This window comes from Actinoallomurus vinaceus, from assembly GCF_039542055.1.
Classification (GTDB): domain Bacteria; phylum Actinomycetota; class Actinomycetes; order Streptosporangiales; family Streptosporangiaceae; genus Actinoallomurus; species Actinoallomurus vinaceus.
Window position 1 is genome coordinate 50,051 of record NZ_BAABHK010000025.1, and the last position, 14,043, is coordinate 64,093.

Consider the following 14,043-nt stretch of genomic DNA (forward strand, 5'->3'; position numbering starts at 1 on the left):
GCTGAGTACTCCGCTTCTTGCGGCATCACGCGTAGTAACGAGCGATGATCTCCAGCCGCGCCACTTCGTCCGGCCCCGGATAGGCCACCAGTACCGGCAGGCCGCTGGGATCCCGGCCCTCGATGACGGTGAAGCCCTCGCCGTGGCTGGTGTACACATGGTCGGACCGGGCTTTGAGCACGCGCTCGCACCGCTGGAAATCCTCCGGGCCGTCCGCCGTCCAGATCACGTACTGCGCGCCGACGTGGCCTACCGGGTGGGCGGCCCTCGGGCCCACAGTGCGTACGTACACCTGGAAACCGTTCCGGCCCACGAGCAACGCGGCACTGGTGGTGCGGACCGTGACCTCCATTCTCAGCAGCTCCCGGTAGAAGTCCACCGAGTCGTCGAGGTCGTGGACGAACACCACGACCGAGGCCAGCCGCGGCCCGCGCGTATCCGTTCCGCTACCGGCCGGCTCCGCATCCGCCGGAAGCAGCGCACTGCGTGGACCGGAGGGCGCTTGTTGTGGATGCGTCATAAGGACCCTTCCGCCTTCGATCGCGGTATGAGGGCTTCATGTCCTGCTTCCTGGTCCTGCTTCCCACGCTACCCGGCCCGCGGAACGGCGCAGCAGGGTCTGAGCGGCGCCGGTGGGCGCCGCTGGTTTGAGGGTGTTGTCCTCGCCGACCAGCACGATCCTGCCCTCGTCGACACTCCTCGCGGCAGGGGCTGCGTGGCCCCGGCCCCGCCGGGTTCGCTCCGACGATCAGGCGCGTCGTGTCCGAGGCCGTGGTCAACTCCTGTGCTGTCCCGCGGGCTGTGCGCGCAGGGTGGCGGACAGCTGTTCGCGGAGCCGGTCCCAACTCGCCTCGAACGCGGCCACGCCCTCGTCCTCGAGTTTTTGCACCACGTCGTCGTAGTCGATGCCAAGGGCCTGCAGCCGGTTCAGCACCTGCTGTTCTTCGGCGTAGTGGCCGCGCACCGAGTCGGTGGGCACCTGACCGTGGTCACCGACCGCACGCAAGGTGGCCTCGGGCATGGTGTTGACCACACCGGCCGTGACCAGGCCGACCACGTAACGGGTGTCGGGGGAGGCCGGGTCCTTGGTCGACGTCGATGCCCACAGCGGCCGCTGCGGGCGAGCACCAGCATCGCGCAACGCTTCCCAGCGTCGCGAGGAGAACACCTGCTCGTAGTGCTGATAGGCGAGTCGGGCATTGGCGAGCGCGGCCCGGCCGCGCAACTCGGCAGCCTCCGCCGTCCCGATCTTGTCCAGTCGCGCATCGACCTCGGCGTCGAGGCGGGAGACGAAGAACGAAGCCACCGACCCGAGCGAAGACAGGTCATGGCCGGCCTGCCGGGCGCGTTCCATCCCGTCGAGGAAGGCATCGATGACCGCGTCGTAGCGGGACAGAGAGAAGATCAACGTGACGTTGATGCTGATTCCCTCCGCCAGGCACGCGGCGATCGCCGGCAGCCCTTGACGGACGGCCGGGATCTTGATGAACAGATTTGGCCGGTCGACCAGCCACCACAGGGCCCGTGCCTCGGCGATGGTCGCCTCGGGGTCATGGGCGAGGCGTGGGTCGACCTCGATCGAAACGCGCCCGTCCACTCCGTTTGTGGCGTCGTGGACCGGCCGCAGCACGTCGCAGGCGGCGCGGACGTCGAACGTGGTCAGCGCCCGCAGCGCCTCCTCGGCCTCGACTCCCCGGACGGACAGGTCGTGCAACTGCGGGTTGTAGGCATCGCCCGCTGTGATGGCCTTGGCGAAGATGGTGGGGTTGGTCGTCACTCCCACCACGTGTTTGTCGGCGACCAGGTCAGCGAGACTGCCCGATACCAGCCGTTCCCGGCTCAGATCATCGAGCCAGATCGAAACCCCGCGGGCACTGAGCGCGGCCAATGGGTCGCTCATGGTATGCCCCTCCTTCCCGCTTCGCGGCGGAGAGGAGCTCCGCCGGTCACGTTCCTGAGGGTTCCGTCAGGGCAAGCACGCCGCTGTCTTGGGGCCACGCCGCCGGGGCACTGGATCCCGCCGCACAATAGCGATCCATTTCAGCCTGTGGGCCGCGGGCCCATTTGGCAAACGCAGGTGCTGGCCGGCGCGCGCATACGGACGCGGCCCGCCGCATGCGGGCTCAGGTGGGGTCCTTGCGTTCCGCGGGTGCCTGCGGTGTGCCTCTGGTTCCCGCGTAGGGGTGGTGGAGGTCGAAGGCGGGGCGTTCGGAGCGGATGCGGGGAATGGCGGTGAAGTTGTGGCGTGGTGGGGGGCAGGTGGTGGCCCATTCCAGGGAGTTGGCGTGTCCCCAGGGATCGTCGGCGGTGACGTGGGCTGCGTGGCGGCTGGTGAAGACGTTCCAGAGGAAGGCCAGCGTGGACAGGGCCAGGATGATCGATCCGATGGAGGAGACGACGTTGAGGCCTGTGAATTCGGTTGCGTAGTCGGGGATACGCCGTTGCATGCCGCCGGCGCCGAGCCAGTGCTGGACCAGGAAGGTGGTGTGGAACCCGATGAAGGTGAGCCAGAAGTGGATTTTCCCCCAGGTCTCGTTGAGCATCTTCCCGGTCATCTTCGGCCACCAGAAGTAAAAGCCGGCGAACATCGCGAACACCACGGTGCCGAAGACGACGTAGTGGAAGTGGGCGACGACGAAGTAGGAGTCGGTGACATGGAAGTCCAGTGGGGGTGAGGCCAGGATGACACCGGTGAGACCACCGAACAAGAAGGTGATGAGGAATCCGATCGCGAACAGCATCGGGGTTTCGAAGGTGAGTTGCCCGCGCCACATGGATCCGGCCCAGTTGAAGAATTTGATGCCGGTGGGGATGGCGATGAGGAAGGACATGAAGGAGAAGAACGGCAGCAGGACCTGGCCGGTCGCGAACATGTGGTGGGCCCACACGCTCATCGACAGCCCGGCGATGGCGATGGTCGCGCCGACCATCCCGATGTAGCCGAAGAGTGGTTTGCGGCTGAACACGGGGATGACCTCGGTGATGATTCCGAAGAACGGGATCGCGATGATGTAGACCTCGGGGTGGCCGAAGAACCAGAACAGGTGCTGCCACAGCATCGCGCCGCCGTTGGCGGCGTCGAAGACGTGCGCGCCGAGTTTGCGGTCGGCTTCCAAGACGAGCAGTGCGGCGGCCAGCACGGGGAAGGCCATCAGCACGAGCATGCTGGTGAACAGCACGTTCCAGGTGAAGATCGGCATCCGGAACATCGTCATGCCCGGTGCCCGCATGCAGAAGATGGTGGTGATGAAGTTCACCGCCCCCAAGATCGTGCCGAGCCCGGACAAGGTCAGGCCCATGATCCACAGGTCGCCGCCTATGCCTGGGGAGCGCACGGCGTCCGACAGCGGGGTGTAGGCGAACCAGCCGAAGCCGGCTGCTCCGCCCGGGGTGAGGAATCCGCTGATGGTGATCAGCCCGCCGAAGGTGAAGAAGAAGTAGCTGAGCATGTTCAGGCGCGGGAACGCCACGTCAGGAGCGCCGATCTGCAGCGGCATGATCACGTTGCCGAAGCCGATGAACAGCGGGGTCGCGAACAGCAGCAGCATGATCGTGCCATGCATGGTGAACAGTTGGTTGTACTGCTCGCTTGAGACCAGGTGCTGGCCGGGCTGGGCCAGCTGGGCGCGCATGATCAGCGCCAGCACCCCGCCGAACAGGAAGAAACTGAAGGAGGTGATCAGGTACAGGTAGCCGATGACCTTGTGGTCGGTACTGGTCAGCCAGGACACCAGGATGTGCCCGCGTCGCGCCGACCTGGTCGCCGCCTCCGGCGCCTGCGTACCGGTCGTGGCCATGAGTCCTCTCCTTGCGGGGGACGTTTCAGGTCATCGAGGCAGCCAGGCGGGAAAACCCGTCAAAAGCGTGACTACCCCCCCGGCTGGCGTTTTCCACCTCGGCCCGTTCTTCGACGGGCACCTCGATGCGCACGGCCGCCGGGTGGGCCGATCAACAACGGCATGATCCGTCCGATCGGGTCGCGTGGGATCTGGATGACGCCGGTATGCATGGTCACCTGCTGTTGGCATCAGGCCAGCGATAGCACGCCGACGGCGAGCAGAGCGATGATCTTGATCACTTCGAGGGCGATGTAACCGAGGTGCAGGAGAGACGGCGCGACCTGGCCCCCGGCGATGATGGTGGCGGCCCGCTGGTCCAGCCGGTCACTAAGCGCGCCCACCTGGATGAACAGGCAGGCCCACACGATGGCCGCCGGAACCCATATCCGGCCGGTCGGGTGCCCTGCGGCCAGTGCGATGACGAGGATGACCACGAAGGCGGTCTCGGCGAGATTCAGCGCCCGGAACACCAGCCGTCCGATCCCCAGCCCCAAGCACACGGTGATGCCCGGCGCCCGGAACTTCAGCGGCGCTTCGAGGAAGGAGATGGCGGCCACCATCCCGGCCCAGATCAACACCACCACCGCCGCCGCCAGATGCGCCATTCAGCCCACCTCCGGTTCGGACGCTGCGTCGCCGAAGTCGACGGCGCACAGATCGGGGCGGACGAACGGTTCAAGGACGGGGACGGGCGCGGCGGGGTTCAGGCGAGCCAGCAGGCCGGCGAGCAGCCCCTGATGAGCCGCGCACACCACTTCTGGGTGGGCGCGGGCGGTGTCCCGGAACGGGCAGTCATGCAACAAAAGGCGCCCGGTGGGGGCCGGTTCGGGGTCGAAACCCATCTCGGTGAACAGGCCGGCCACCACCTGCCGCGCTTCGGCGGCCGAATGACTCCCCTCCGACGCCGCTTCCAGCCGCCGGGCCGCCCAGTCGCGTCCGGCCCGCTGAGCGCGGCGCGTCCGCTGGGCGGGCGTGTCGCCGAAGTGTGCAGCCAGCAGGTCGCTCAGTTCCTGGTACGGGCCGCCGTCCCGCTCCCGAGACGACGGCGCATACAGTGTGCGCGGCCGTCCCCGCCCCTGGGGCGGTTGCCGTTGTGACACGACGATCCCCGCCTCGATGAGAGCGTCCAGGTGGGAACGTGCGGTCGTCACGTGCAAGCCGGTGGCGGCGGCCACCGCGTGGGCGTCCAAGGGATGCGGGGATGCCCGCAGACGGTCGAGGATGTCAAGGCGAGCCGGCACCGACAGCACCGCGTGCGCGCGCGCACGATCCTGAGTGCTCATCCCTGCTCCTCCAGACCGGCCACCAACGGCGTGTCCACCCCCAGACGGCCGAGCTTGGCTGCTCCGCCCGGTGCGCCCAGCGGCTCGGCCCGGCCCGCGAGCGGCTCAGTGAAAAAGGCGGCGTTGTCGGCGGTGAACGCCGACCACTGCTGCGGGACGTCGTCCTCGTAATAGATGGCCTCCACCGGGCATACCGGCTCGCACGCCCCGCAGTCCACGCACTCATCGGGGTGGATGTACAGCGCACGGCCGCCCTCGTAGATGCAATCCACCGGGCACTCCTCCACGCAGGCCCGGTCCAGCACATCCACACACGGCTCCGCGATCACATAGGTCACCGGTACCCCCTTCCCGCTCCTACTATTTTAGATGATGATAGCCCTCTAAAATAGGTTCGGACTGGGGACCCTGGCATGACGTTCACCTCACCCGCTGGCGGGCACGCAGGAGGGATGGGACTGCTCACGCAGTGAGGTTGGTCGCCGTCGTCGCGCGGGCACACCAGCCCGCCCCGGGCAGGAAGGACTACACCGTGACATCTACCCGTACGTTCGTGATCGTCGGCGCCGGTCTGGCCGGGGCCAAAGCAGCCGAAGCGCTACGCGTGCAGGGCTTCGACGGCCGGATCGTGCTGATCGGCGACGAGCCGCATCGGCCGTATGAGCGGCCTCCGCTGTCCAAGGGCTACCTCGCGGGCAAGAGCGAACGCGGGCAGGTCTTCGTCCATCCCCACGCCTGGTACGCCGATCACGACGTCGACCTCCGACTCGGCCAAGCGGTGATCGGCATCAACCGCGTCGACCACCACATCGCCCTCAACGACGGCACGCATCTCGGTTACGAGAAGCTGCTGCTGGCGACCGGGTCCTCGCCGCGTCGGCTGCCCGTGCCCGGCGCCAACGCCGACGGAGTGCACTACCTGCGCCGGCTTGAGGACTGTGAGGTCATCAAGGAGGTACTGGCCACCTGTTCAAAGCTGGTGGTGATCGGTGGTGGGTGGATCGGCCTGGAGGTCACCGCCGTCGCACGCCAGGCGGGCGTCGAGGTCACTGTGGTGGAGGCCGCGAAACTGCCGCTGGTGGGCGTACTCGGCTGGGAGGTGGCCGAGGTGTTCACCCGTCTGCACCGCGAGCACGGCGTCGATATGCGATTGGGCTCCCAGGCCACCGCCATCGTCACCGAGAACGGAAGGGCCAGCGGGGTTCAGCTCGCCAGCGGCACCACCATCGACGCCGATGCGGTGGTCGTGGGCGTAGGGATCCGCCCGAACACCGGGCTCGCCCAGCAGGCCGGACTGCAGGTCGACAACGGCATAGTCGTCGCCTCCGGCCTGCGCACCAACGACCCCGACATCAGCGCCGCAGGCGACGTCGCCAACGCCTTCCACCCGTTCCTGGGCCGCCACATCCGGGTCGAGCATTGGGCCAACGCCCTCAACCAGCCCGCCACCGCCGCCGCGAGGATGCTCGACCGTGAGGCCGTCTATGACGAGTTGCCCTACTTCTTCACCGACCAATACGACCTGGGCATGGAATACGTCGGCCACGTCCAACCCGGCGGCTACGACCGAGTCATCTTCCGCGGCGACGTGGCCGCCCGCCGGTTCATCGCGTTCTGGTGCAAGGACAACCGGGTCCTCGCCGGCATGAACGTCAACATCTGGGACGTCACCGACCAGATCAAAACACTCATCCGCTCCTGGAACCCCATCGACCCCAGCGCACTCGCCGACCCCGACCTCCCCCTCAACCAACTCACCCAGCAATAAGGCCGATCCCGGCGGGCAGCCCACGGGCATGATCCTCGGCATTCACCAGCAAGGTGGTGAATGTATCCGAGCGCCAGGACAGTGCCGACTTCGCCGACAGTGATTCTGGCCAGGACCACCGGCAGGGCTTCGGGGACGGCGGCCGCGACGACCTGCCCCGCACCGCGCCCCGGGCACTGGACGAGAACGCCCAGATCCGCTGGCTGCGGGCGATCGAAGCCTGGCCGCACCCACGCGACCGGCTCCTCGCGAAGCTCCACTTCTACGCCGGGCTGCGCATCGGCGACAGCGTCGCCCTCGACGTCCCCAACGTGCGCATGTCGGCCCGCAAAGGAGTCCTGCGGGTGTGGGGCAAGGGCGGCAAGGTCCGCGAAGTCCCCATCCACCAAGCCCTCCGCGACCCGCTTACCACCTGGCTGGACGAGCGGCCGCTGTTCCTGTCCCACCGGGGCAGGAGGCTGACCACCCGCGGCCGCCTCCTGCCAACCCTGCGCTGAACCGCGACAGCGTCTGGGAGCAGGTCCAGGGGGCTGTTCAGGTCTGGCGCGAAGCCCGACCCTTGCTCCAAGCCGTGGTCGCCCACCGCCCCGACGGCCTCGACACGCTGAACTTGACAGGGAAAGTCTGGGCTGCGGCATGGCCCTGGGCGCGATCGTCTCCCTGCTGTGGCGGCCGCGGTACGCCGGATGGGCCAACTGCCTCGGCTGCGCCGCGCTCGCCCTGCCCGATCCCCTGATGGCCGTCGGTGCGCCGTTGCCGGTCGTGATGGGGGCGGTCGCCGTGGCCGCCGGTGGGCTCAGCATCGCCTCGATCGCCTGGCAGACCGCGATCCAGCAGCACATCCCCGCCGCCCAGCAAGGACGCGTCGCGGCCCACGCCGGAATCGCCGAGATCTGCCTGGCGCCCGTCGGATACCTGCTGGTCGCCCCCGTCACCGGTGCGATCGGCGTCCGCGCAACGCTCACGGGATGTGGAATCCTCCTCGCCGTCGCCAACCTGGCCCCTCTTCTGAGCCGGGACGTACGCCGCTTGAGACTCCACCCGCCCGACCCGCAGAACACCGAGCAGATGAGCTCGCCCAGCCAACAGAAAGCCGAGAACACCGCCGACCAAGTCAAAACGCCGACTGGCGCCTCGCCCGGGCGGCCCGGCGGACCACCACGCGATGAGTGATACGGCGCTTGCGCGGGCGCATCACCGAGACGACCGCGCCGCTGACAAACCAACAGTGAGCCTCCGCCAACTTGAAGGCACAGGTCAAAGGGCTGGCGTGACGGTCTCCCGAGGTTCTCACGCTGGTCGGAGGCGGCAGTCTCCGGAGTAGATCGTCTGTCAGCGGTTGACTTCAAGATTCGTCAGGACGAGCAGGGCGCGCAGGAGGTGGGTGGCGCGGGTGGTCTCCGTGCTCACTCGCAAGTCCAGTGCGTCGCGCAGTAGTTCCGGTCAGGAACCCGAGCTGCCGCAGCATCGTCATCCTTCCGCCATCCCGACGGCGGCATCTGCCTCGGCGACGCTCTCCCAGCCCTTCTGCTTGAGTACAAACGCGGCGACGAGGGCGGCGACCACCAAGAAGGCGGCGGAGATGTGGAACGCCGTCTGGACCGCGCGGTCACCGGGCCCGACGGCGGCTACCGTCTCGACGTGCCGGGCCCCGGCTCGTACGTCCTGATCACCTCGGCCGGAGGTTCCGCCGACGCCAGTAGCGGCAGCGGTTCTCCTGTCCGGGACCGGTCTCGATGTTCTGCCCGTTCTGTTCTTCAGGGCCGGTGACCCGGCACCGCCGGTCTCAGGACCAGGCGATCTCGCCATGGCGGTCGATGAAGCGTCCGGTGCCGGCACCGGGCCCCTCGGTGGCGAGGGCGACGATCGCGTCCGTGCCCTCGGTGACGGTCTGGGAGCCGCTGTGACCGTTTATGTCGGTCGCGGTGTAGCCGGGGTCGGCGGCGTTGACGCGAATGCCCTTGAGCCCTTTGGCGTACTGCGTGGTCAACATCGTCAGCGCCGCCTTCGAGGAGGCGTACAGCGGCACGACGACGTGCGACTCGGACCGGCCGGGGTCGTGCGTGAAGGCGAGGGAGCCCATGCCGCTGCTGACGTTGATGATCACGGGGTCGTCCGAACGGCGCAGCAGCGGCAGGAACGCGGTGGTGGTGCGGACCACGCCGATGACGTTGACGTCGAGGACGGCGCGGGCGTCGGCGGCGGTGAGGTCGCCGGGATCACCGAAGGGACCCTGGACCCCCGCGTTGTTGATCAGGACATCGATCCTGCCCTCGTGCTCGGCGACGTCCGCGGCGGCGGCGGCCACGGACGCGTCGTCGGTCACGTCGACGGGGACGAAGCGTGCGCCCAGCGCGGCGGCTGCCTCCTCACCCCGCTCACGGTCGCGGGCTCCCAGGAGAACGGTGTGACCGCACGCGATGAGGCGGCGGGCGGTCTCGCGGCCGATGCCCTTGTTGGCTCCGGTGATGAAAGTGATCGTCATGCCTTCGATAGTTGCCTTGACGAGGGAGCCGGACCAGGGACGCTTCGACGGTGGGAAGACCAGTACCACCCTCGCGCCCCCGCATGTGATCGGAGATGTAGGAGGATGGAGAGCATGACGGCAGCACCCCCTGGGGCCGGACTGGGCGCGATGATCCGCACGTGGCGGAACCGGCTGCCCCCGTCAGCCGCTGGGCTGCCGGTCGTCCGCAAGCGCCGGGCTGTCGGGCTGCGGCGCGAGGAACTGGCCGACCTGGCCGGAGTGTCGGTCGACTACGTCGTGCGCCTGGAGCAGGGGCGGGCCACGACACCCTCGGCGTCGGTGGTGGCGTCCCTGGCGCGCGCCCTGCAGCTGTCCACCGCCGAGCGGGACCACCTCTACCGGCTGGCCCAGATCGTGCCGCCGGCGGACGGCACGATCTGCGACCATCTCCCGCCCGGTATGCAACGAGTGCTCGTCCGCCTCGGAGACGTACCGGTGGCCGTGTTCGCGGCGGACTGGCAACTGGTGTGGTGGAACCACGGGTGGGCCGCCCTGCTGGGAGACCCCTTGGCCTCGCCGCCGCGGATGCGCAACTTCGCCCGCGACAGGTTCCCGGTGGACGTCGATCACACCCCCCTCGCGCTGTGGCCGGTCACCGAGACGGACCCCGACACCGCCGACGCCGCCCTCGTCTCCGATCTGCGCCGCGCCACCGGCCGCTTCCCCCGGGACAGCCGCCTGGCCGCGCTGGTCCGCGACCTGAACGCAGGCAACGAGAGGTTCGCCGAGCTGTGGGCGACGGGAGAGGTGACCGCGAACCGCGAGGTCCACAAGAGGGTCGATCACCCGTCGGTGGGCCCGGTCACGGTGGACTGCGATGTCCTGACCGACGGCGACACGGAGCTCAAGATTGTCATCATGACCGCCGCGCCGGGCAGTGAGGACGAGACCAAACTCCAGCTCACCACCGTCGTCGGCCCACCGGCCGGCACGCGCAACTGATCCGCCCCGCCCATCGGCCGACCGACGGCTCACGGTTTTCGTGACGCACCAAACCGTTGGACACGCACCGACGGGTGATCAGGACGGCCCGCTGGCGGACTGCCCGGACAGCGCCCTCGTTCCGCCTGGCCACGAACCGCGGTGCCCTGTTGACATCACCCTCGCCGCGCTGGGTGGTCGGTGGACGCCGCTGGTAGTCCGCGAGTTCCTACGCCGCGGTCAGACCACATACTCCGAACTGTCCGCCGCGCGGCGCGCGGAACTGGACGAACTCGAAGAACAGCTGGCCAAGCAGTTGGCGGAGGTACGGGCCGAGCGGAACGAACTCGCCGTCGCCGAACGCGTCCTTGAACGGGTGAGCGAACAGCTCGCCAACGAACGGGCATCGGTCACGCCGGCGCCCGGGCAGGTGGGCGGACGAGCGGTGATGCTGATCCCGCACCGCACGTCAGGCGTGGAGGAGAGCACACTCCCGCCGGACTACCAGCGCATTCTCGCCGCCGTGCGGCAGGCCGCCGGACCGGTCATGGCCCGGCAGGTCGGTGACGCGCTGGGAATCGACGTCAGTGTGCGGGCCAAGCTGGAACCGCTGCGCGGGAGACTGGTCAGACTCGTCGATCGCGGCTGGCTGCGGAAACTACCCGACGGCCGGTTTACCACCTGCCTGTGACCAGGGACGCCAGCGCCCGGAGTGGTGGGGTGCGGGCGTAACCGGGGTGCCCCCGGCGGCCGTTGGAACTGTGTGACGAGATCCAAAGAACGCGCCGAGGACACCTGCCCGCTTGATTACCAGTGCCGTCTGCCGCTGTCCACGAGCACCGTCAAGTACCTCGCCGATCTACTGCGACGCCACCTGAAGGCGATTCGGTCCAGGTGGCGGATCCTGCCGCCCGGGAGGATCACGGTGATCGTCCTGGCCGTGCTGCGCCACGACCAGCGCCTGGCCATGCAAGACGAGCTGGTCAAGCTCTCGCGCATCCCGGTGCTGGTCGTCGATGAGGTCGGCTACATCCCATTCGAACCCGAGGCAGCGAACCTGTTCTTCCAACTGGTCTCCAGCCGCTACGAACGCGCCTCGCTGATCGTGACCAGCAACAAGCCGTTCGGGCGCTGGGGCGAGGTGTTCGGCGACGACGTCGTGGCCGCCGCCATGATCGACCGCCTCGTCCACCACGCCGAGGTCATCAGCCTGAAAGGAGACAGCTACCGCCTGAAGAACCGCGACCTGGGCCGCGTCCCCGCAGCCCAGACCAACAACGACCATCAGTAACAACCCACGACAAACAACACCACCAGGGGGTCACCGTTCCGGCGTCGCCAGGGGGTCAGAATTCGAGCGTCGTTGACACCGAGAGGCCGATGCTCGTCTACGACAGCGGGGTGCTGTCTAACCGCGACGTTACGGCGACCCGGCTGCCTGCCGAGGAACTGGCCTCGCACGCGTTCGTCGAACCTGAGCGCGTAGGTGAACTCGCCGCTGCTGACCCGCCGGAGCACCGCGTGCCTGAAGGCGATGGCCGCTCGCACGCCCGCCCTGCCGGAGAACGGCCACCCGATCGCCTGAGGTGAGCCGCCACCGACCAGCCCCGCATCTACCGGGTGCCGGCCCACACCCGCCGGTTGGCTCCACGGTCGCGCCGCCGGATCAGTCCTCGCCGATCGCGGTAAGCAAATCGTCAAAGCACAGAACAGGGACCATCCCCGCATGCGCGGGGAGCACATCTCTTGCCCGTACTCCTCGGTCAAGACCCGGGGACCATCCCCGCGTACGCGGGGAGCACGCCGCGAGCGCCGAAGCGGAGTACCGCCAGCTCCCCCGACCACCGAACGGGCCCGGGCATGACCTGACAGTGCTCCTACAGTGCTCCCTATCCGTGCTCCCATGCTCCTTCCGGGAGCGGGGAGCACCGGGAGCACGCATGGTCGCTGAACCGTCCTGAACCGACATCAACGAATGTCATTGATAGCCGCTGACCTGAGGCTTCTCGAAAAGCCGCAGGTCAGCTATTGATCGGGACGACATTGACACGGTAGAGGTCATTGGTTCGTTCACGGAGCTGCCCATCGCTGTCTCCCCACCGTGGACTAGCCGTTCGACCCGGTGTTTCTTCCTCTGATGCGTGGTTTGGGATCGGAAGCCAATCGGGAACCAGCCCGAGGCGGACCGACCACAACCCATCTGCAGGTTGAGGTCACTACCGACAGCGATCAACCTCCAGAGGGGAATCCGACCAACGACGCGGCTTGCTATGACCGCGCGAACGAACCCGGGAGCACGTATACAGATCATCGACCGGTCATCACATTGTCATCACAGGGTTCGGAAGCCGCCGGAACGAACAAGGAATAACCGGCATCCCGCAGGCCGGCGATCAATGGGTCGCCCGGCAGTGGATGCCGGTTGAAATCGCGCCGATGCACGGCTCTGACCTGCGGAAACGCTACCGGACCGGCAGGCCCGTGACCGTACGGCCGATGACGAGGCGCTGGATCTCCGACGTGCCCTCGAAGATGGTGAAGATCTTGCTGTCGCGGTGCCAGCGCTCGACGGGGTAGTCGCGGGTGTAGCCGTTGCCGCCGAGGATCTGGATGGCGTCCTCGGTGACCCGTACGGCGGTCTCGCCGGCGTGGAGTTTGGCCATCGAGCCTTCGGCGCTGGCGAACTCCTTGCCGTTGCGCGCCATCCAGGCGGCGCGCCAGACGAGGAGGCGGGAGGCGTCGATCTGGGTCTTCATGTCGGCGAGCTTGAAGGCGACGGCCTGGAAGTCACCGATCTTCTTGCCGAACTGCTCGCGCTCGCGGGCGTAGTCAAGGGCGTATTCGTACGCCGCGCGGGCGATGCCGACCGCCATGGCGCCGACGGTGGGGCGGGAGGCCTCGAAGGTGCGCAGGGCGGCCTGGCCGGCGGCGCGCTTGCCCTCGCGGACGCGGGCGAGCCGCTCGTCGAGTCGGTCCTTGCCGCCGACGAGGCAGGAGCCGGGGACCCGGACGTTGTCGAGGATGATCTCGGCGGTGTGGGAGGCGCGGATGCCGTGCTTCTTGAACTTCTGGCCCTGGGACAGGCCGGGGGTGCCGGGCGGCACGATGAAGTTGGCCTGGCCTCGGGTGCCGAGCTCGGGGTCGACGGAGGCGACGACGACGTGGACGTTGGCGATGCCACCGTTCGTCGCCCAGGTCTTGGTGCCGTTGATGACCCACTCGTCCTTGGCCTCGTCGTACTCCGCGCGAGTCCGGATCGAGCCGACGTCGGAGCCGGCGTCGGGCTCGGAGGCGCAGAACGCGCCGAGCTTGATGTCGTCCTCGGTGCCGAACATCTGCGGGATCCACTCGCCGATCTGCTCGGGCAGGCCGGTGGCGGCGACGGACACGGCGGCCAGGCCGGAGCCGACGAGGGACAGGCCGATGCCGCCGTCTCCCCAGAAGAGCTCCTCGAACGCGACCGGGATGCCGAGGCCGGACGGCTCCATCCACTGCCCGGCGAAGAAGTCGAGGGAGTACAGCCCGATCTTGGCCGCCTCCTGGAGGATCGGCCAGGGGGTCTCCTCCCGTTCATCCCACTCCTGGCCGGCGGGGCGGATGACGTCTCTGGCGAACTCGTGAACCCACTCCTGGACCGTCCGGACGTCCTCGCTGAGCTCGAGCGAGAAGGCCGGGACGCCGTCGTCCGACATGCTTCCTCCGTTC

At 68.1% G+C, this 14,043-nt stretch carries 13 protein-coding genes and 1 pseudogene; 6 read left to right on the top strand and 8 right to left on the bottom strand.

What is annotated here, in order from left to right; genetic code table 11:
- Nucleotides 1–25 precede the first annotated feature (25 nt).
- From ABEA24_RS48755 to fdxA, 6 genes are all read right to left on the bottom strand, one after another.
- Nucleotides 26–520, bottom strand: a complete 495-nt coding sequence (locus tag ABEA24_RS48755; protein ID WP_345442544.1) for a VOC family protein — start codon at nucleotides 518–520, stop codon at nucleotides 26–28.
- A 255-nt stretch (nucleotides 521–775) separates the two neighbouring features.
- The gene (tal, locus tag ABEA24_RS48760) at nucleotides 776–1,900 is read right to left on the bottom strand and encodes a transaldolase (RefSeq protein WP_345442546.1); all 1,125 of its coding nucleotides are present in this window, start codon (nucleotides 1,898–1,900) and stop codon (nucleotides 776–778) included.
- A 223-nt stretch (nucleotides 1,901–2,123) separates the two neighbouring features.
- Nucleotides 2,124–3,797: an aa3-type cytochrome oxidase subunit I gene (ctaD, locus tag ABEA24_RS48765; protein ID WP_345442548.1), complete on the bottom strand. Its 1,674-nt coding sequence runs from the start codon at nucleotides 3,795–3,797 to the stop codon at nucleotides 2,124–2,126.
- Between the two features lie 230 nt (nucleotides 3,798–4,027).
- Nucleotides 4,028–4,444 (bottom strand): hypothetical protein, encoded by a 417-nt coding sequence (locus ABEA24_RS48770; RefSeq protein WP_345442550.1) that lies wholly within the window; start codon nucleotides 4,442–4,444, stop codon nucleotides 4,028–4,030.
- Nucleotides 4,445–5,122, bottom strand: a complete 678-nt coding sequence (locus tag ABEA24_RS48775; protein ID WP_345442552.1) for a helix-turn-helix transcriptional regulator — start codon at nucleotides 5,120–5,122, stop codon at nucleotides 4,445–4,447.
- Complete coding sequence (gene fdxA, locus ABEA24_RS48780) at nucleotides 5,119–5,460, bottom strand: ferredoxin (protein WP_345442554.1); 342 nt, start codon at nucleotides 5,458–5,460, stop codon at nucleotides 5,119–5,121. The genes ABEA24_RS48775 and fdxA overlap by 4 nt, the downstream gene beginning before the upstream one ends.
- A 194-nt stretch (nucleotides 5,461–5,654) precedes the next feature.
- On the opposite strand from fdxA, the gene ABEA24_RS48785 reads away from it, so the two are divergent.
- From ABEA24_RS48785 to ABEA24_RS48795, 3 genes are all read left to right on the top strand, one after another.
- The gene (locus ABEA24_RS48785) at nucleotides 5,655–6,890 is read left to right on the top strand and encodes an NAD(P)/FAD-dependent oxidoreductase (protein ID WP_345442556.1); all 1,236 of its coding nucleotides are present in this window, start codon (nucleotides 5,655–5,657) and stop codon (nucleotides 6,888–6,890) included.
- Nucleotides 6,891–6,946: 56 nt separating this feature from the next.
- Complete coding sequence (locus tag ABEA24_RS48790; RefSeq protein ID WP_345442558.1) at nucleotides 6,947–7,387, top strand: tyrosine-type recombinase/integrase; 441 nt, start codon at nucleotides 6,947–6,949, stop codon at nucleotides 7,385–7,387.
- 139 nt (nucleotides 7,388–7,526) lie between these two features.
- Nucleotides 7,527–8,063: an MFS transporter gene (locus tag ABEA24_RS48795; protein WP_345442561.1), complete on the top strand. Its 537-nt coding sequence runs from the start codon at nucleotides 7,527–7,529 to the stop codon at nucleotides 8,061–8,063.
- Nucleotides 8,064–8,676: 613 nt separating this feature from the next.
- Here ABEA24_RS48795 and ABEA24_RS48800 read toward each other — a convergent pair.
- The gene (locus ABEA24_RS48800; protein WP_046426084.1) at nucleotides 8,677–9,375 is read right to left on the bottom strand and encodes an SDR family NAD(P)-dependent oxidoreductase; all 699 of its coding nucleotides are present in this window, start codon (nucleotides 9,373–9,375) and stop codon (nucleotides 8,677–8,679) included.
- A gap of 114 nt (nucleotides 9,376–9,489) precedes the next feature.
- Between ABEA24_RS48800 and ABEA24_RS48805 the strand changes: the two genes are divergently transcribed.
- The 3 genes and pseudogenes from ABEA24_RS48805 to ABEA24_RS48815 all read left to right on the top strand — a co-directional run.
- Nucleotides 9,490–10,359 (top strand): helix-turn-helix transcriptional regulator, encoded by an 870-nt coding sequence (locus ABEA24_RS48805; protein ID WP_345442565.1) that lies wholly within the window; start codon nucleotides 9,490–9,492, stop codon nucleotides 10,357–10,359.
- 40 nt (nucleotides 10,360–10,399) lie between these two features.
- Complete coding sequence (locus tag ABEA24_RS48810; RefSeq protein ID WP_345442567.1) at nucleotides 10,400–11,029, top strand: hypothetical protein; 630 nt, start codon at nucleotides 10,400–10,402, stop codon at nucleotides 11,027–11,029.
- Nucleotides 11,030–11,308: 279 nt separating this feature from the next.
- A pseudogene (locus ABEA24_RS48815) lies at nucleotides 11,309–11,629 on the top strand (ATP-binding protein); the annotation flags it as partial.
- Between the two features lie 1,171 nt (nucleotides 11,630–12,800).
- On the opposite strand, the gene ABEA24_RS48820 reads toward ABEA24_RS48815, so the two are convergent.
- Entirely contained in the window at nucleotides 12,801–14,030 is a 1,230-nt protein-coding gene (locus ABEA24_RS48820; protein WP_345442569.1) for an acyl-CoA dehydrogenase family protein, read from the bottom strand.
- Nucleotides 14,031–14,043 lie beyond the last annotated feature (13 nt).